This is a genomic window from Clostridium celatum (assembly GCF_021412605.1).
GTDB classification, from domain to species: domain Bacteria; phylum Bacillota; class Clostridia; order Clostridiales; family Clostridiaceae; genus Clostridium; species Clostridium celatum.
Genome location: NZ_JAJKGM010000012.1, coordinates 34,941 through 53,598, shown reverse-complemented (window position 1 = coordinate 53,598; position 18,658 = coordinate 34,941). Strand labels below are relative to the sequence as shown.

Annotated in this window: 15 protein-coding genes and 1 pseudogene; 13 read left to right on the top strand and 3 right to left on the bottom strand. The window is 28.4% G+C overall.

The genetic code is table 11. The annotated features are described in order from the left end of the window. Positions 1-76: 76 nt before the first annotated feature. A complete protein-coding gene (locus LPC13_RS07285; RefSeq protein ID WP_234088724.1) occupies positions 77-5,932 on the top strand; it encodes an endo-alpha-N-acetylgalactosaminidase family protein in 5,856 nt (1,951 codons plus the stop codon). Between the two features lie 110 nt (positions 5,933-6,042). Here the strand turns inward: LPC13_RS07285 and LPC13_RS07280 are convergent, their stop codons facing one another. Both LPC13_RS07280 and LPC13_RS07275 read right to left on the bottom strand, forming a co-directional pair. Beyond that, positions 6,043-6,855 carry a TPM domain-containing protein gene (locus LPC13_RS07280; RefSeq protein WP_005210691.1) on the bottom strand — a complete coding sequence of 271 codons (813 nt, stop codon included), beginning with the start codon at positions 6,853-6,855 and terminating at the stop codon, positions 6,043-6,045. A gap of 2 nt (positions 6,856-6,857) precedes the next feature. Next, positions 6,858-7,427, bottom strand: coding sequence for a LemA family protein (locus tag LPC13_RS07275; protein ID WP_040418606.1), 570 nt, complete (start codon positions 7,425-7,427; stop codon positions 6,858-6,860). A 186-nt stretch (positions 7,428-7,613) separates the two neighbouring features. Here LPC13_RS07275 and LPC13_RS07270 point away from each other — a divergent pair, with 186 nt between their 5' ends. From LPC13_RS07270 to fsa, 12 genes and pseudogenes are all read left to right on the top strand, one after another. Then, positions 7,614-9,290, top strand: coding sequence for a DEAD/DEAH box helicase family protein (locus tag LPC13_RS07270; RefSeq protein ID WP_234088723.1), 1,677 nt, complete (start codon positions 7,614-7,616; stop codon positions 9,288-9,290). A 3-nt stretch (positions 9,291-9,293) separates the two neighbouring features. Continuing rightward, positions 9,294-9,500, top strand: a pseudogene (locus tag LPC13_RS17165) (helicase associated domain-containing protein); the annotation flags it as partial. 213 nt (positions 9,501-9,713) lie between these two features. After that, positions 9,714-10,169, top strand: a complete 456-nt coding sequence (locus tag LPC13_RS07265; protein ID WP_234088722.1) for a hypothetical protein — start codon at positions 9,714-9,716, stop codon at positions 10,167-10,169. A gap of 138 nt (positions 10,170-10,307) precedes the next feature. Next, positions 10,308-11,621, top strand: a complete 1,314-nt coding sequence (locus tag LPC13_RS07260; protein WP_005210686.1) for an MATE family efflux transporter — start codon at positions 10,308-10,310, stop codon at positions 11,619-11,621. Between the two features lie 171 nt (positions 11,622-11,792). Continuing rightward, a complete protein-coding gene (locus tag LPC13_RS07255) occupies positions 11,793-12,614 on the top strand; it encodes a MerR family transcriptional regulator (protein ID WP_005210684.1) in 822 nt (273 codons plus the stop codon). A 62-nt stretch (positions 12,615-12,676) separates the two neighbouring features. Beyond that, positions 12,677-13,033: a hypothetical protein gene (locus tag LPC13_RS07250; protein ID WP_005210682.1), complete on the top strand. Its 357-nt coding sequence runs from the start codon at positions 12,677-12,679 to the stop codon at positions 13,031-13,033. A gap of 251 nt (positions 13,034-13,284) precedes the next feature. Continuing rightward, positions 13,285-13,956: a DUF969 domain-containing protein gene (locus LPC13_RS07245; RefSeq protein WP_005210680.1), complete on the top strand. Its 672-nt coding sequence runs from the start codon at positions 13,285-13,287 to the stop codon at positions 13,954-13,956. A gap of 20 nt (positions 13,957-13,976) precedes the next feature. Continuing rightward, on the top strand, positions 13,977-14,906 hold the full coding sequence (locus LPC13_RS07240) for a DUF979 domain-containing protein (protein ID WP_005210677.1): 930 nt from the start codon (positions 13,977-13,979) through the stop codon (positions 14,904-14,906). A 142-nt stretch (positions 14,907-15,048) separates the two neighbouring features. After that, a complete protein-coding gene (gene pcp, locus LPC13_RS07235; protein ID WP_040418602.1) occupies positions 15,049-15,690 on the top strand; it encodes a pyroglutamyl-peptidase I in 642 nt (213 codons plus the stop codon). A gap of 1 nt (position 15,691) precedes the next feature. Further along, positions 15,692-16,129 carry a gamma-glutamylcyclotransferase family protein gene (locus tag LPC13_RS07230; protein WP_040418600.1) on the top strand — a complete coding sequence of 146 codons (438 nt, stop codon included), beginning with the start codon at positions 15,692-15,694 and terminating at the stop codon, positions 16,127-16,129. A 135-nt stretch (positions 16,130-16,264) separates the two neighbouring features. Beyond that, positions 16,265-17,107 (top strand): Mrp/NBP35 family ATP-binding protein, encoded by an 843-nt coding sequence (locus tag LPC13_RS07225; RefSeq protein ID WP_005210670.1) that lies wholly within the window; start codon positions 16,265-16,267, stop codon positions 17,105-17,107. Between the two features lie 272 nt (positions 17,108-17,379). After that, on the top strand, positions 17,380-18,024 hold the full coding sequence (gene fsa, locus LPC13_RS07220) for a fructose-6-phosphate aldolase (protein ID WP_005210669.1): 645 nt from the start codon (positions 17,380-17,382) through the stop codon (positions 18,022-18,024). Between the two features lie 249 nt (positions 18,025-18,273). Here fsa and LPC13_RS07215 read toward each other — a convergent pair whose 3' ends face one another. Further along, positions 18,274-18,606 (bottom strand): DUF1622 domain-containing protein, encoded by a 333-nt coding sequence (locus LPC13_RS07215; protein ID WP_005210668.1) that lies wholly within the window; start codon positions 18,604-18,606, stop codon positions 18,274-18,276. Positions 18,607-18,658 lie beyond the last annotated feature (52 nt).

Here is an 18,658-nt window from a genome sequence, read left to right as displayed (position 1 = left end):
TGTAAGTAGGTTATATGAAAATGTATACATAACATTTTGGTTTAACCTATAAAATGTATTTGTTAGGGGGAGAAGGATGCTAAAAAGAAATACTATGAACAAAAATATTGCCCTTATTATAGCGGCAGCGGTAATTGTTGGACAAATTCCTGTATCGGTATTAGCAGAGAATAATACACTAGCTATAGGTGAAGGTGTCGAAGCAGTGGAAGCAAGTGGGGTTGATGAAGCTGAAGTATATGTAGAGGATTATGCATATAATCAAGACTATAATGATTTTTCAAGTACTTCTTGGACAAAGTTTTCAGGGGATGGAACAATAGCAAAAAATTATGATGCTGGAGAGCTAGAAATTAAAAGAAGTGGAAATGCTAAATTAATATTTGTTGAAGATCAAAGTCCATCTTTAAAGAATTTTGAAGCTGAAGTTAGATTTCAATTAAATCCTCAAGATGGAGAAGCTGTTGGGAGATTTGGTCTTGTATTTAGGGGTACAAGTCTAAATAGTCATGGTTTTATAGGATATAACGGTGGTCAAGAACCAGGTAAATGGTTAATTGAAAGTCCAGATGCATGGAATGACCAAATTCAAGGTCCTGTTTTAGAAGCTGGACAATGGGTAACAATGAAAGTTAAGGTTATAGATAGTACAGTAATCTTAACTGTAAATGGAGAAGAGATTTATAATGATGTTGTTAGTTTAAATGGTTTTCCAACAACAGCAGGTCAATTTGGATATAGAACATGGTATGATAATAAAGATATTAAGGTTGACTATTTAAAAATTAAGTCTCTTGATGAAACAGGTACAGAAATAAGTTCTGTAGAAGAAATTAATGTTGAAACTATAGCACAATCAAGACCTGAGTTGCCATATAAAGTGAATGTAACTTATCCTGATGGAACTACAGGTGAAGAAATTGTAATTTGGGATTATATAAATCCAGAAAGTTATGCACAAGCAGGTAGTTTTGTTGTGGAGGGAACTATAAAGGGAGCGTCAGCAACTTCACCAAAAGCAAAGGCTAATATTACTGTTAGAGATAAAGCAACTTATTCAACTGATTTTGAAACGGCTGAAACTAGTGGTGATTGGGAAGTGTTACAAGGTGGTGGCACTCCAACTATTTCAGGAGGAAATATTAAAGTTCCTATGAATGGAGTTTCAGTTGCAGCTGATATGGCTTGTCCTGATGTAAAGAATTTCGTATATGAAACAGATTTTACAACAAGCACTAACGATGGAAGAATAGGTTTAGCTTTTAGAGTTAAAGACAAGGATAACTGGGGAGCTGTTTGTTATGATGCTGGAAACTGGGTATGGAAATCAGCCATAGGTGGTGCTGGAAGCTGGGGTTCATTTACTGGGTCTAAAAAATTAGAAGCAAATATAACTTATAGAATGAAACTTGAAGTTAAGGATGCTAAAATGACTTTATCTATCGATGGTGAAGTTATTGGAAGTGCAACTTCAGATAAAATACCAACAGAAGCGGGTAAAATTGGTTTAGCAGGATGGTTTGGAAATAAAACAGTAACATTAGATGATGTTTTTGTAGAGGAATTAGTAGATACTAATGGAGAACAAACAGCTGGTGATATTCAAACTATTGAGTCAGATGTTATGACAGTTAAGTTAGATAGCAAATTCCCAAGAGTAGTTGAATATAATTGGAAATCTGATGATTCAACATTAGTTGGTCAAGAAGATATATATAACTATGTTAACATTAATGGTAAAGATTATGAGCCAGTTGTTGAAAGTGTAGTTGCTGATAATAAAGCTACCTATACTATGACAATTGATGAAATTGGTGTTACTTTGACAACAGTTATGTCTGTTGAGGATAATAAAGTTAGAATAGAAATCACTGATATAGAAGAAAATAGTAATTTCGTGGTTAAAAAGGTAAGTTTACCTAAGCATAGCTTTGCATCAGTTAGAGATGATAATGGTGGAGCAATTGCAGGAGTATTATCAACAGGAGCTTGGCATCAAATCACAGATGAAATGGCTAATGTTTCAGATATACAACCTTCTGAAAAGGCAAAAACGTATGCATTTATAAATGATAATGATTTTGCTATAACAATGAACAATAATGTCATTGAATATTCAAGTAGAATTCTTTTAAATACAGTAAATAGAAATGGTTATAAGAGTACAGGCATGGGAACAGGTACTTGGACTTATAGAGAAGAAATAGAAAATGGCGTAGGTTACTATAGCTATGAAGATAATTTATGGGCAGAAGCTTATATTACGAAGGATATGAATGATGATAACTCTGTAGATTGGCAAGATGCTGCTATTGAATATAGAAATAAAGTTGAAGCGCCAATGGGAGGAGAATATATTAAAGATAGTTTATCTTATATAGCATTCAACATTGGATATACTCAAAGTCCATTCTTAAGAACTTTAGATACTGTTAAGAAAATCTATAACTATACAGATGGATTTGGTCAAATGGTTCTTGAAAAAGGATATCAAGGTGAAGGTCATGATGATGTAATTCCTGACTACGGCGGACATATTGGTATAAGACAAGGTGGAGTTGAAGATTTCAACACATTAATTGAAGAAGGTGCTAAATATAACGCTAGATTTGGTGTTCATGTTAATGCAACAGAATATCAAAAGGATGCATTTGAATATCCAGAAGAAATAGTTAATGAAAATGCTCCAGGTTGGGGATGGCTTGATCAATCATATTATGTTAATCAAAGAGCAGATATAACTACTGGTGAATTATTTAGAAGATTAGATATGCTTAAAGATGATGTACCAAACCTAGGTTGGGTATATGTTGATGTTTATACAGGAAATGGATGGAATGCACATCAGCTTGGTGAAAAGTTAAATGATTTAGATTTCCAAGTTGCAACAGAATTCCATAGTCCACTTGAAGAACACGTAACATGGACTCACTGGGGAGCAGACCCTGCTTATCCAAACCAAGGAGGAACAAGTGAAATTTTAAGATTTGTAAGAAACTCTACTAAGGATGGTTTCTTATCTAATTCATTATTAAAGGGGAATAAGCACTTACTTGCAAATGGTTGGGGTAATCAACATGCTTTAGAAGGTACTAATGGTATGGATACATTCTATAATCAAGTATTACCTACTAAGTATATGCAACATTTTGATATTATGAAAATGACTGATGATGAAGTATTATTCAATGAAGATTTAAGAGCTGTAAGAGAAGGTGCAGACATTAATTACTATAAAGATGGTAAATTGGTTGCAACTACTCCAGAAAGTACAATTGGATCAACTGGTATGGGTAAAACTAATTTATTCTTAGAATGGAACTTCGATGAAGAACAAGATACTAAGATTTACCACTGGAATCCATTTGGAACTATTTCAACATGGGATGTACCAGATTCTTGGTCAGGATTATCTAACGTTCATGTTTATGAATTAACTGACTTAGGTAGAGTTGAAGTTGGAACTGTAGATATTGTTGATGGAAAAGTTACCTTAGATGTTGAACAAAATACTCCTTATATAATAACTCAAGGAGAAGTAGCTCAAGATAGAATAGATGATTGGGGTTATGGTTCATTAATTAAAGATCCAGGATTTGATGCTCAAGATTGGTCAATATGGAATAGAGAATCTTCTGAAGGAAATACAGACCACATAACATTTGTTAATGAAACTGTTCAAAGAAGAAAAGGTAATGATGTGGTTTCAATTGCAGATAAGCAAGGTAAAATAACTCAAAGCATAGAAGGGTTAGTACCAGGAAGAGCTTATTCAATTTCTGCATGGGTAAAAAATGATGGAGGAAGAGAAGTTACTTTAACTACTCATATAGGAGATACTACTGTAACTAATACTATGGATAGAGCATCTCAAACTAGACAAGGTGAAGGCGTTAAATATTTAGATGACAGATTTGCAAGAATGGAAGTTGAATTTACTGTACCAGCAGGTGTAACTACAGCTGATATTTCTTTAGAAGCTTTAGCCGGAAATGGTACTGTTTTAGTTGATGATTTTAGAATTTGGGAACATCCAGGAGAAACTAATAAAGAGGGATATGTATTCTATGAAGACTTTGAAAACGTAGATGAAGGTATTACACCATTCTTCTTAGCCCCAGGAAGAGGAACCTCTAATAGAACTCATTTAGCAGAAAGAGATTTACTTGGAAGACAAAAAATGACTTGGGTACTTGATGGTAGATTCTCATTAAAGACTAATCAACAATCAGGCGAAACTGGTCAAATGATTATAACTGATTCAACAACGTTTAAGTTAGAACCAAATAAAACTTATGAATTAGGATTTATTTATTCTTTAGCAAATGCAGCTCCAGGATATTCAATTAATGTTAAGTCTGTATCAGGTGGAACAGTATTAAACATTCCTTTAACTGCCACAGGTGTTGCATCAGGACAAAATACTAACATTAATAGTATAGCTGAGACATTTACTACAGGAGATAAGAGTGATTACTATTTATCTGTAGATAAAGGTTCAGGATATCAAGAGCTTATTTTAGATAATATTTATGTTACTGAAATAGATAATACTGTAACGAATCCAGTTATTGATAAAGTAAACTTAAGTTTATCAGTAAATGAATTAGAGGTAGGTGGAGAATTACCTTCATTTATAATGCTAGTTAATGGATTAATGAGTAATGGTTCTAAGGCTGATTTATCAAATGCTACAATTGAATATGTTATTGCTGATGAAGCTGTAGCTAAAATTATGGATGGTAAGTTGGTTGGAGTATCAGAAGGTACAACTACTGTAATAGCTAATTTAACTGTAGATGGAAAAACAGTTTCATCTAACTTTGTAAACATTAAAGTTGGAGAAAATGAAGTTCCTCCAGTAATTGAGGTTGATAAATCAGGATTACAAGTTATAGTTGACAAGGTAGGTACTTTAATCGAAAGTGACTATACAACTGAAAGTTGGGCTAATTTAACTAGCGCATTAGAAGCTGCAAATAATGTATTAGCTAGTACAGATGCAACTCAACAAGATGTTGACACTGCAAAGAATACATTAGAAGAAGCTATTAAGGCTTTAGAGAAAAAGCCAGTTACACCACCAGTAGATGTAATTAAGACTCATTTAGAGATAGCTGTAGAAATGGCTACTGAAGTAACTGATGCAGAACTTGAAAATATAGTTCCTGCAGTTGTCAATGAATTTAAAGCAGCCCTTGAGGAAGCTAAGAATTTATTAGCTAGTGATACATCAACTCAAGAAAAAGTAGATGCATCATTTGAAAGATTAAGTGAAGCAATGCAAATGCTAGAATTCAAGAAAGGTGATAAAGCTAATTTAATAAAATTATTAGAGAGAATTGAGGCTTTAGATTCAAGTAAGTATATAGCATCAACTTGGGATAAATTAGCTATAGCTTTAGAAGTATCAAATGGTATAGTTGCTGATGAAAATGCTATGGAAGCAGAAATTGTAGAATCTTATGAAACTTTATTAAAATCATTCTTAGAATTAAGATTAAAACCAAATAAGGATGCTTTAAATGATTTAATAAATAAAGCTGAAAATTTAGATAGTGCTAAATATACAGTAGCTAGCTTTAGAGCAGTTGAAAGAGGATTAGAAGAAGCAAATAGAGTATTTGCAAATGAAGATGCAACTAAAGAAGAAGTAGGAAAGGCCGAGGCTAACTTAAGAACTGCTATTAGTTCATTACAATCTAATGCTGGAAGTAGTAATTCAGGAAATAATGCTTCAAGCAACAATAGTTCAAATAATATAGTAAGCAATAGCAATTCTAATAAAGTAGTTAGTAATTCAAGTGATAGTGGGAATTCATCTGCTAATGGTAAATTACCACAAACAGGTGGAAGATCAGCAGCTGCAGTAGGGGTATTTGGTACTATATTAGCTGTAGTAGGTGCTGTATTCTCTAGAAAGAAAAAATAACGATTTAATAATATTTCTAAGATTAAAACTCAGATAATTAAAAATAAGAGAATTGAAGACTAAAATATAAATTAGTTTTCAATTCTCTTTAATCATTTTATTTATTAATATTACCAATTACCAGAGGAACCTCCACCATTTGATGAACCACCTCCGAAGTTGCCAAATCCACCGCCAGAATTTGAGTTTCCGCCACCGAATCCACCACCACCACCTCTTCTTCCACCAAAGAAATCATTCCAAAATAGTAGTTGAAGTAATGATGATATAATCCTACCTTTATTAAAAAATAAATCAAAAAATATAAGTATAAAAAAAGCTACTCCAATAAAACCAAATTCTTTATTATTTGAAGTTTTAGAATTAGTAGTATTAGATACAGACGAATCATATGATTTATCTAATGTAATTCCATACTCAGTTGCAATATAGTCACATAAGCTAGCGTAAGAATTTAAAATACCTTCTTCATAATTACCTTGTTTAAATTCAGGCTTAGCTATTGAATCCATTATTCTATTGCTAAGAGCATCTGGAATAGCTCCTTCAAGGCCACGACCAACTTCAACTCTGAAGGTTCTATCGTTTATAGCAACTAGTAGTAATAATCCATTATCTTTGTCACTTTGACCTATTCCCCAGTTTCTAAAAAGTTTATTACAATAGTCTTCGATAGGAATATTATTAGTAGAATTAATTACGACTACAACAGCTTGGGCTGTAGTTTTATCTTCTAATTCTTTACCTATTGAAACTATTTTTTCTTTATATGAATCACTTATTATATTTGCATAGTCATTAACATATTTTAAGTTTGTAGGAGATGGAAAAGCATCATTAGCTTTAGTAATAAAAGATGCACTACATAAAATAATTAAGAGAATAGAAAAAAATAATTTGAACTTATTTTTAATATATTTCATATTTAACTAGAAAAATCAACTTCAGGAACATTTTGTGCATCTTGGTTTGCTTTATATAAAGGTTTTTCCTTAAAATTAAATATTGAAGCTACAATATTTGTAGGAAAACTTTTTCTCTTTGTGTTATATTCAGTAACAGCAGTGTTATAATCTTGTCTTGCAATAGCTATTCTATTTTCAGTTCCTTCTAATTGAACACTTAAATCAATGAAGTTTTGATTAGATTTTAAATCAGGATAATTTTCAACAACAACTAGTAATCTTGAAAGTGCATTACTTAACTCATTATCTGCATTAGCTTGATCATTAACATTAGTTGCACCAGCTAACTTACTACGTGCATTAGCTATATCTGTAAATATATCTTTTTCTTGTGAAGCATATCCTTTAACTGTATTAACTAAATTAGGAATCAAATCTGAACGCCTTTGAAGTTGGGTATCTATATTGGATTCAGAAATATCTACTGCTTGTTCAAGAGTAACTAAATTATTATAACTTGAGATTGTAGGAATAGCTATAATGATTAATATTACAGCAATTACGATTAATGTCTTAACCCATGATTTCATAATTTCATCTCCTTTCATTATGTTATTATTTGCATAAATTTAATTAGTATGAATTATATCCACATTACAAAGATCTAATCTATAAAATATTTAATTATACTTGAAAAAGCACAATGAGAATTATATAAGTTATAATATAACTTATTATGGAATTATTTATTCAGTATAGGAGTCAAAGAAATATAGATGAATGAAAAAGAAAAAATATTACTTGAACTTAAGAAATTAACAAAGAATAGACAGTGTTACCTAATAAAAGAAAAGTTAAATAATATTGATAAAAAAATAAAGGGTATAGTTTTTGAAGAATATTTAGAATTTTTATTTGAAGGAAATGGTTTTATAGCAACTATAAAAGGTGGAGCATATGATGGGGGAGCAGACATACTTTTATCTAGGCCCAATAATCCCAATAAAATTATTTGGATTGTTCAAGCAAAAAATATATTAAACCCTTTAGGAAATCATATTATAAGAGAAGAATTAAAAAAATTTGAAGAAGAAGCAAGTAGAAAATATAATTGTAATTATTTTATGATAATATCTGTAAATGGTTATGTAGAAAAAATAAATATATTTAATAAGACTAATATGTCATTAGAGAGTTTTGATTATATTGAAGAGTTAATAAATAATTATAGTGACAATATAGATGAAGTTATTTTGTTACCAGATTTAAGACCACATAATCGATATACATATAAGGAGATAAAAGCAGTATTCGAAAAAAATAATAGAGTTGCAGTACCAAATGCAACTGGTACTGGAAAAAGTTATATTATACTTCAATTACTTTTTGATTATATAAAAGAAGATAAAATAATTTTAGCTCCAACTAATGAAATATTAGATAGATTAAAGAAATTAGCTCCATGGAGTGTGAAAAAATGCAAATTTTATACTTATAGTAAATTTTCATCTTTATATTTTAAGGGAAAATTAAATGATTTAAAAATTAAGTTAATTGTATTAGATGAATTACATAGAGCAGGAGCAGAAAAGTGGGGACAAGCAGTTAAGTATATTTTAAATGAAAATAAAGAAGCAAAGGTTGTTGGGTTATCTGCTACACCTATTAGATTTCTAGATGATAATAGAGATATGATAAAAGAATTACTTCATGGTAATTCAACGACGCCTTTAGGATTATCAGATGCAATCGTTAGAAGAATACTTCCAATGCCAGTCTATGTTTCTGCCATGTATAACTTAGATATTGAAATAGATAAGAAGTTGAAGTTAATGAAGAAGCTTAATATTTCAAAAAGTGATAAGGAAGAATATATAAATGAGTTAAATTTATATAAAAAACTATGGGAGAGAGAAAACAATATAGAAAATATTATAAAGAAACATCTACCTAAGGGAAAAAGGTTAAAGTTTATAGTTTTTTGTGAAAATAATAAGCATTTAAAAGAAATGAAAGAGGTAGTAGTTCAGTGGTTTGAAAATATTTTATCTTGTGAAAAGAAAGTAAGTTGTTATACTGTAACGTCTGAAAAGTCTAATAGCAAAGAAATTTTGGAAGCTTTTGAAAGAGTTAATGATGAAAATCAAGTAAAACTTCTTTTCGCAATAAGCAAACTTAATGAAGGAATACATATAAAAGACATTAGCGGAATTATTATGCTTAGAAACACTAAATCACCAAGTATATATTATCAACAATTAGGAAGATGTCTAAGTAGTGATTATGAGGGGGATAGTCCTGTTGTATTTGATTTTGTAGATAATATAGATAATTTGGAATTGATTAATTTTAGAAAAAAGTTGGAAGTATCAACTTCTATTAATAATATCTATAGACATCAACTAGGACTTGAAGATTATAATATAAGATTTTCTTTATATGAGGAACATTAAAATATTATATATGAGCTTAAGAATATTGAAAGAAAAATAACTTATAACTGGGAAAAATCATTTGAAAGTTTACTTAAATTTAAAGAGGTTAATAACCATTTAAATGTTCCAAAAAATTTAGAGTATTCAAGGTTATATAGTTGGGTTAATCTTCAAAGAACGCTTTATAAAAAACAAATATTAGGGGAAGAGTTTGTAGAGAAGTTAAATTCAATAGGATTTATTTGGGATATTAATTTTTATAATTGGAAGGAAAATTATAAAAAATATGAAGAATTAATAGCTAATTCTGATTATAAAGAAATTTATTACTACAAAATAATTGATGATAATTATTTTATACCTATATATAAATATGAATCACTTAATTCTTATTATGAAAATAACTCATTAGTTCCGGAAAAAGATTTTATAATAAGATGGATGGATAAGCAGATAAAAGAATTTATATCAGGAAATTTAGAAGAAAAAAGGACACGAATATTAATTAGAGAATTTAGGGAAATATCAAGATTTGAAGAAAATAAATGGATTAGTAGTATTTGTAATATAATGAAATTCTATAGATTTGTTAAAAAAGATTATGGTATAGATTGTTATTTAAAAAGGGTGGCTCCAGATAAAAGTAATTTAATTAAATCTTTAGAGTTAATATACTCAAGAAAAAATATAATAGAAAAGACTGTAGAAAAGAATTTGCCTGCTACTTGTAAAAGTCTAAATTTTAAATATGAAAATGATGAATGGAATAGTATGGCATTTATAGTTAATCTAATACAAGATAGAAGTTTTGATGAATTAAAAGATGAATTCATTGATGAACTAAATAGTATATATTTTAAGGATATTATAGATATGTATGAGAGTAATAGAAGATGATTATTAGCAAATATAATAAATTCTAATGTTAGATTAAGTAATGTTTTAACTCTAAGAAATAAATATTTTTATTTAAAATATATTGACTCTTTTGTTACACAAGAGTTTATAATGTGTAAGGATAAAAAATAGAAGAAGGTGGTATTGTTGAAGAAGGAATTTTTTAAATATGCTATTCCATCAGCATTAGCAATGTTTATTTCCTCATTATATACAGTAATTGATGGTATATTTGTTGGACAAGGTGTTGGAGATTCAGCATTAGCGGCTGTAAATATAGTATTACCATTTACAGTAATGCTATTTGGACTAGCATCTATGTTTGCAATAGGTGGAGGAGCATTAGTTTCTAAAAATATTGGAGCTAATAAGGTAAATAAAGCAGTAAATATTTTTAGACAGGTTTTTAAGTCGCTTTTAATATTTAGTTTAATAATTAGTTTAATTTGTATTATTTTTACTAAGCAAATAGTAAGTCTTTTAGGAGCAACAGAAATTTTAAAACCATTAGCTGTTGATTATTTAAGGTTTTATGCATTATTTTGCATTCCTAATTTAATAGGAATAGTACTTAATAGTTTTGTAAGAAATGATGGTAGACCAAAGCTTGCAATGATATCTACAATAAGTGGTGCAATAACTAATATAGCATTGGATTATATTTTTATTTTTAAATTAGGAATGGGAATAAAGGGAGCAGCTATTGCAACTGGTTTAGGACAAATAATAACTGTTACTATAATATTGCCACATTTCTTGATGAAAAAAGGATATTTATCATTTGGAAATGTAAAATTATCAATTGATACAATAAAAGAATTTTGTACTATAGGATTTCCATCATTTTTTGCACAAGGTAGTTATTCTATAATAGTGTTACTTCATAATATAGCATTAGTAAATTATGTAGGAGAAATAGGAGTATCAGCATATAGTATATTAAATTATTTAACTACTAATATATATATGGTGCTTTATGGAATAACTTTAGGAGTTCAACCGCTTGTAAGTTATAACTATGGAAGAAAAGATAGTAAAAAGATGTTAGGTTTCTTTAAAATAACAAATGTTTCAAATATATTAATAACTACATTTTTTGTAGTTATAAGTTTTGTTTTTGGGCCAATGCTAATATCAATATTTACAAATGATATGTATATATCACAATTGTCATATGATGCTTTAAAAATAGCATGTTTAAGTTATTATGCAGTAGGATTAAATCTAAATACTCTTGTATATTATCAAGCAATTGAAACACCTAAATATTCAAATTTAAGTTGTTTATTAAGATCAGTGGTGTATTTACCAATATGTTTATTTGTACTTGGAAGAATGTTTGGAGTAACTGGAATATGGGCAAGTGCTATTGTATCAGAAAGTTTAACTTTTATCACAATTAAATTACTTGCAGATATAAAGACATCTACTGCAAAGGTAGTTAATGCTTAATAAAGAGTTTAAATAAGAAATATATATTATAAAACTAGGCTTATTCATAAATGCTTAAAAGGTGTTTATGAGTAAGCCTAATTTTGATTTCAATAAATTATTAAAGTATAAGTTATTAATGTATAATAAGGAATATAAGTATGTATTTAATAATTGGGAGAGAAATATATTATGAAAACAAAATATTCAATTGGAAAAGTAGCCAAAATACATAATATGACCATAGAGTCTTTAAGACATTATGATAGAGTAGGGTTACTTAAGCCATCATATATAAATGAGGATACTGGATATAGATATTATAGTGCAAAAGACTTTGTAATACTTGATTTAATAAAGCAATGCAAATCTATGGGACTATCTCTAGATGAAATAAAAATAATAATAGAAAATTATACTTCTTTAGAATCGGTATTAGATGTTATAGGAAAGCAAAAGAACATTATTGATACAAAAATAAATGAATTAAATAGAATAAAAGATAATATTAATTTTTTAGAGGAACGAATAAAAAAAACTTTGGAAGAAGGCTTAAATAGAATTTTTATTAAAGAATATAGTGAAAGAGAATTTGTTAAATACAACAATACTAATAGATTTACAGAAGAATTTGAGGTGAATTTAAGTAAGGCGTTAGCAGAAGTTGAAAAGGATAATTCATATTTTAATAAAGAATTAGCATTTATTATTGATCATAATGAATTTATAAAAAATAATAAAATAATTTATAAAAATATGATGCTTAGTTTTTCTAAAAATGTTGATTTTAAAGGTGATGAAAAAATAGTAATTCCAGCAGGAAAATATTTAACTTTAAACTTTGATGATGATTATAATGAAAGTAAAAAATATTATAATATTATTTTTTCATACATAAAAGAAAATGATATTAAAGTAATTGGTGATTTTTATGAAATTTATATTATTACAAGAGTAGGTAGTGATGGTAGGGAGAAATCTTTAGGAAAGCTTCAAATACGCATAGATAATTAAATAAAAAGTTATAAAAAGTCCACAATATAGATAAGATATTAATAAATGGAGGATAAATTAAAATGAAAAAGTTATTTTTTTTAGTACTGATTATAAGTTTAATGAAAATAAGTATTTGCAAGGCAGACACAATTAATCCTGAAGAAATAAATGATTATGATTTAGTTAGACATTACTATTATAATTCAGATTATGAAAATCCCTATAGCTATTATTATGATTATAAAAAAGGTGGCTTTATAGATTATGAAAATAAATATAAAGATAATCATATATATAAAAATAATTTAGATAATCATAAAAAGCATAAGGACAACTTTTATGATAATTATTATAAGGATTACTATAATAATTATTATGATTTCAACTATTATGATTATTATTATGATTATTTACAGCATAATTACTATATGGATTAAATTTATATTATATTTATTATGAATAAATATTGAATAATGTGGAATATTTATTCAATATTTATTTTATTTTAATATGGCACAAAAATGAAAAATTAAAAATAGAGTGATAGATGTAAAGGGGAATTATTGATGAAATATTAAAAAAGAGGGTGTTGTATTAATAAAAGGTTATTAAATAGCAAATAAATCTGTAGACAAATGTCGAAAAAAGATGTATATATATTATATAAACATATGATGGAGGGAAAGAAATGGTATTAATAGGAATTTTAATAGTAATTATAGGATTTGCATTAAAACTTGATAGTATTGCAGTAATAATAATATCTGGACTTGTAACAGGTTTTGCAGCAAATATGGATTTAAATGAAATATTAACAATACTAGGACAAACTTTTGTTAATCAAAGATTAATAACAATTTTTATATTAACGTTACCTGTAATAGGTATATCAGAAAGATATGGTTTAAAAGAAAAAGCAGTTTCATTAATAAAGCAAGTAAAAAATCTTTCAACAGGAAAGCTTTTAACACTTTATTGTTTAATAAGACAAATTGCTGGAGCTATGTCATTAAGAATAAGTGGACATCCTCAATTTGTTAGACCTTTAATAAATCCAATGGCTCAAGGAGCAGCAATAAGTAAGTATGGAAAATTAGATAAAAAAACAGAAGCTAAAATTAAAGCAGCAGCAGCTTCTATGGATAACTACGGTAATTTCTATGGGCAAAACTTATTCCTAGCTAGTTCAGGAGTTTTATTAATTTCTAATACATTAAGTGAATTAGGATATGCAACAACAGGATTAGATATTGCAAAGGCATCGATTCCAGTAGCGATAATTGCATTTGTATTAGTATTAGTTCAAAATATTTTACTGGACAAGCAGTTAGAAAGACAATTTGGCAAAAAGAATAAATAGTCACTAAGGAGGAAAAAAGTATGGATTTTGCAGCAATTTCTAATACATTATTAGAGATTTTCTACATAATAATTGGAATTATGATGTTAAATACAGCTGTATTAACATTAAAAGATAAAAATCATAAGGCTAAAATAGGAACAGCATTATTTTGGGCTTTACTTGGAATAATATTTATATTTGGACCATCAATACCACCAGCACTAGTTGGTGCAACATTAGTAGTTATAGCAGTACTTACTTTAACTAAGCAAGTTAAACCAGGAACTGTTAAAGCGTTAGATGAAAAATTTGGGGAAGAGCAAGCTGAAAAGTTAGGGCTTAAGGTATTTGTACCATCATTAATTATAGCTTTAGCAGCATTAGGTATTGCACAATTTACACCAATTTCAGGAACAGCAGCTATAGGTGTAGCGGCAGTTATTGCAGTAATAGTTACATTTATTATTACTAAAGCAAAACCAAGAGTATTAGTTGAAGAATCAGATAGAATGCTTCAATCAGTAGGATCAGTTAGTATATTACCACAATTATTAGCAGCGCTTGGAGCGTTATTTACAGCAGCAGGAGTTGGAGATGTAATTTCTTCAGGAATATCAAGTGTATTACCACAAGGGAATATATTCATAGGAGTTACTGCTTATTGTGTAGGAATGGCATTATTTACAATGATAATGGGAAATGCTTTTGCAGCATTCTCTGTAATAACAGTTGGTATAGGTATACCATTTGTATTTGCACAAGGAGCTAATGTTGCAATCGCAGGAGCTTTAGCATTAACAGCAGGTTACTGTGGAACATTATTAACTCCAATGGCAGCTAACTTTAACATAATGCCAGCAGCGTTACTTGAAATTGAAGATAAAAATTCAATAATCAAGCACCAAGCACCAGTAGCATTAATTTTATTAGCAATACATATTGTTTTAATGTATTTCTTAGCATTTTAATTAAAAAATAAATTTAATATGTTATAATGTATATGAGGTATTTTCTAAAGATTTTATGCTTTAGGGAATATCTCATAATTCGTCAGGTAGAGATTAATTAAATTTTACCAAGGAAGAAAAAGTGAAAAGGGAGAAGATAGAGATGAAAGTTTTAATAACAGGATTTGATCCATTTGGAGGAGAAGCAATTAATCCAGCACTAGAAGCAGTTAAATTATTACCAAATACTATTTCAGGAGCTGAAGTAATTAAGCTTGAAATACCAACAGTATTTAGAAAATCTTTAGCTAAAATTGAAGAAGCTATAGAAGAACATAATCCTGATATAGTAATTTCTGTAGGACAAGCTGGAGGAAGATTTGGAATAACTCCAGAAAGGGTTGCAATAAACTTAGATGATGCAAGAATTGAAGATAATGAAGGAAATCAACCGTTAGATATCACTATTTATGAAGATGGAGCACCAGCATATTTTTCTAACCTACCAATAAAGGCTATGGTTAATGAAATGAAGAGTAATGGAATTCCAGCATCAGTTTCAAATACGGCAGGAACTTTTGTATGTAACCATGTTATGTATGGTGTATTATACTTAGTAGATAAGAAATATCCAAATATAAGAGCAGGATTTATACACGTTCCATACATCCCATCACAAGTAGTTGATAAACCAGAAAAGCCATCAATGAGCACAATTGATATCTCAAAAGGGCTAGAATTATCAATAAAAGCAGCAGTAGAAAATTCAGAAGATATTAAAGCTGTTGGTGGAGCTATTTGCTAAGATGTTAGAACCAATACAACCAAAGAAGATATTTGTTTATGGTAGCTTAAGAACAGGTTTTTTTAACTACGATAAATATTTGATGGGAAAAGTATCAGACTCTAAAATTGGAAAAGTTAAAGGAAAGTTATATCATATGCCTCATAAGGGATATCCAGCATTGATGGAAGGTGATGATGAGGTATTTGGAGAAGTAATGACTTTAAATGATTTTGAAAGTGTAATGATTCCTATGGATAAAATGGAGAATTACTATGGGGTTAATGATAGTAGAAATGAATATAATAGAATAGTAATGGATGTTGAGCTTTTAGATGGAAGTATTGAAAGTTGTTATGTTTATTATTATGCTATGAATGATGAAGCTATTTTCAATAAAAATAGCATTTACATAAAGAATGGTGATTGGAAAAACTATATGTTAAAACAAACATCATAATATAAACTTTCTCAAGAGATTGGAATTATTTCTATTCTTTTGAGGAAGTTTTTTTCATATTTGACAAAGAAAAATATTAGGAATAAACTTATGATAAATAAATATAAAAAGAGTTTATAAAATGAGGTGAAATAAATGGGAAACTGTAATACATGTCCAAGTCATGGTTCATGTGGAAAAGATGAAACGCAATGTGGAATTGAAAATAATGAGCAAAATAAAATAAAGAATATAATAGCTGTAATGAGTGGTAAAGGTGGAGTAGGTAAATCTACTATGTCAGTTATGATAGCTAGACAATTAGCTCAAAGAGGATATAGAGTTGGTATATTAGATGCAGATATAACAGGACCAAGTATACCAAGATTACTTCATATAGAAGAAGAGAGAGCAAGAGGAACAGAAACACTTATTTATCCTGTTGAAAGCAGTGAAGGAATTAAGGTGATGTCTTTAAATCTTGTTGTTGAAAAAGAAGATGAGGCAGTTATTTGGAGAGGACCAGCTATAGTAAGTGTAGTTAAGCAATTTTGGACTGGAGTATATTGGGGTGAGTTAGATTATCTAATAATTGATATGCCACCAGGTACTGGCGATGTTCCTTTAACTGTTATGCAAACTATTCCTATAAAAGGAGTAGTAATGGTGTCTATTCCTCAAGATATGATATCTATGATAGTTTCTAAATCAATTAATATGGCAAGAAAAATGAATATAGATATATTTGGGGTAATTGAAAACATGAGTTATATTAAATGTCCAGATTGCGATAAAACTATTAAATTATTTAATGGTGAAAATACAGAAAAATTCTTAAATGATATGAAGGTAGATCTATTAGGAGAACTACCAATGCATAGAGCAATTACTAATTATGGAGATTTAGATCATATTGAAGAAGAGGAAGAGATAGCAGAGCTTTTTGATCCTATAGTTGAAAAGATAATAGCTAAATCAAAGAAAAAATTAATATTATAAAGTTATTTATTAATATATAGTAATAAAAATATTTTTTATTAAATAAATAGCACCTAGTAAGAAGATTTAAACTTGCTAGGTGTTATTTATTTATGATGTATAAAAATAATTGATAGATTATAGTTTTAGTACAGAATATTTATTTAAATATTAGTGTGGAATAATAAAAAGCTAAGTTTCATATCATATAACCTAAATAGTTAGACATATATTTAATTAAGTTGTTAAAAATATAGATAATATTAATAAATTATATAAAAGGAGAAGATGATATGAAGATTTTTATAGATACGGCAAATATTGAACAAATAAAAAAGGCAAATGATATGGGATTAATTGATGGTGTTACAACAAATCCATCGCTAGTTGCAAAAGAAAATAGAGAAATGGTAGATATAATTACAGAAATAAGTACCATTGTAGATGGACCAATAAGTGCTGAAGTTATGAGCTTAGATACTAAAGGAATGATTGAAGAAGCTAGAAAATTATCAAAAATAAATAAAAATATTGTAATTAAAATTCCAATGACATTAGAAGGGTTAAATGCAGTTAGAACTCTTTCAAGAGAAGGAATAAAAACTAATGTTACATTAATTTTTAGTGTTCATCAAGGTGTTTTAGCTTCTAAGGCTGGTGCCACATATATAAGTCCTTTTGTTGGAAGGCTTGATGATATTGGACTTAATGGAATGGATTTAATTAAAAATTTAATTATAGCTAAAAAAAATTACGGGTTTAATACAGAGATAATTGCTGCCAGCATAAGAACTAAAGAGCATATCTTAGAGTGTATTTTATCAGGAGTAGATATTGCAACAATACCTTATTCGCAAATAGAAGCCATGGCAAAACATCCATTAACAGATGCAGGAATAGAAAAGTTTATAAAGGATTATAGCAAAATTAACAAATAAGTTAGTTGACTTAGATAATTTAATTGCAAATATAGAATAGTAAAAATAAATAGTATAGGTAAACATAGTTTAATAAAATAATAGAGGTTGTATCAAAATCAAAATAGAGATAAAATACTTAGAAATATAAGAAGTGTTACTCATTAGCACTATTTTAAAAAATAGACTAGTTTTGATACAACCATTTTTGTTGACATGTAATATTAAAATTTATGTAATATGAAGTTTAGTGTAAAATTAAGTTTTACTCTAGACAGCATTATGAGATTCACTATGTTTAATTTCACGTTCTAATATAAAAGTCATTAATGCTCTTAATAAGAATAAAGAAGCTAAAATTACTAATTCATCAAGTGTTTTAACTAAAACTGTTTTTAAAATTTCAGCCGCAAGTTTAAATTCAAGTGCGGTTATCATTGAATTTGCAAATTCATATTTAAGAGAATAGCCTTCTCTACCAAATTTAGATTTTACATAGTGATAAAAAGCTTTAAAAGCGCCTACTGTTAATACAATAACTCCCATTAACTCAAATATATGAATTAGGATAGGTAGTATTGTAGTAAAAATTTTTTCTAACATTTTATTACCCCGCTATTATATAGTATATTTATATTTTAGAAATATAAATATA

Coding starts and splice junctions, on each gene's coding strand:
- fsa (WP_005210669.1), top strand. CDS start 17,380: ATGAAGATTTTTATAGATACGGCAAATATTGAACAAATAAAAAAGGCA.
- LPC13_RS07280 (WP_005210691.1), bottom strand. CDS start 6,855: ATGAAATATATTAAAAATAAGTTCAAATTATTTTTTTCTATTCTCTTA.
- LPC13_RS07265 (WP_234088722.1), top strand. CDS start 9,714: ATGGATAAGCAGATAAAAGAATTTATATCAGGAAATTTAGAAGAAAAA.
- LPC13_RS07250 (WP_005210682.1), top strand. CDS start 12,677: ATGAAAAAGTTATTTTTTTTAGTACTGATTATAAGTTTAATGAAAATA.
- LPC13_RS07275 (WP_040418606.1), bottom strand. CDS start 7,427: ATGAAATCATGGGTTAAGACATTAATCGTAATTGCTGTAATATTAATC.
- LPC13_RS07225 (WP_005210670.1), top strand. CDS start 16,265: ATGGGAAACTGTAATACATGTCCAAGTCATGGTTCATGTGGAAAAGAT.
- LPC13_RS07230 (WP_040418600.1), top strand. CDS start 15,692: ATGTTAGAACCAATACAACCAAAGAAGATATTTGTTTATGGTAGCTTA.
- LPC13_RS07215 (WP_005210668.1), bottom strand. CDS start 18,606: ATGTTAGAAAAAATTTTTACTACAATACTACCTATCCTAATTCATATA.
- LPC13_RS07255 (WP_005210684.1), top strand. CDS start 11,793: ATGAAAACAAAATATTCAATTGGAAAAGTAGCCAAAATACATAATATG.
- LPC13_RS07245 (WP_005210680.1), top strand. CDS start 13,285: ATGGTATTAATAGGAATTTTAATAGTAATTATAGGATTTGCATTAAAA.
- LPC13_RS07270 (WP_234088723.1), top strand. CDS start 7,614: ATGAATGAAAAAGAAAAAATATTACTTGAACTTAAGAAATTAACAAAG.
- pcp (WP_040418602.1), top strand. CDS start 15,049: ATGAAAGTTTTAATAACAGGATTTGATCCATTTGGAGGAGAAGCAATT.
- LPC13_RS07240 (WP_005210677.1), top strand. CDS start 13,977: ATGGATTTTGCAGCAATTTCTAATACATTATTAGAGATTTTCTACATA.
- LPC13_RS07285 (WP_234088724.1), top strand. CDS start 77: ATGCTAAAAAGAAATACTATGAACAAAAATATTGCCCTTATTATAGCG.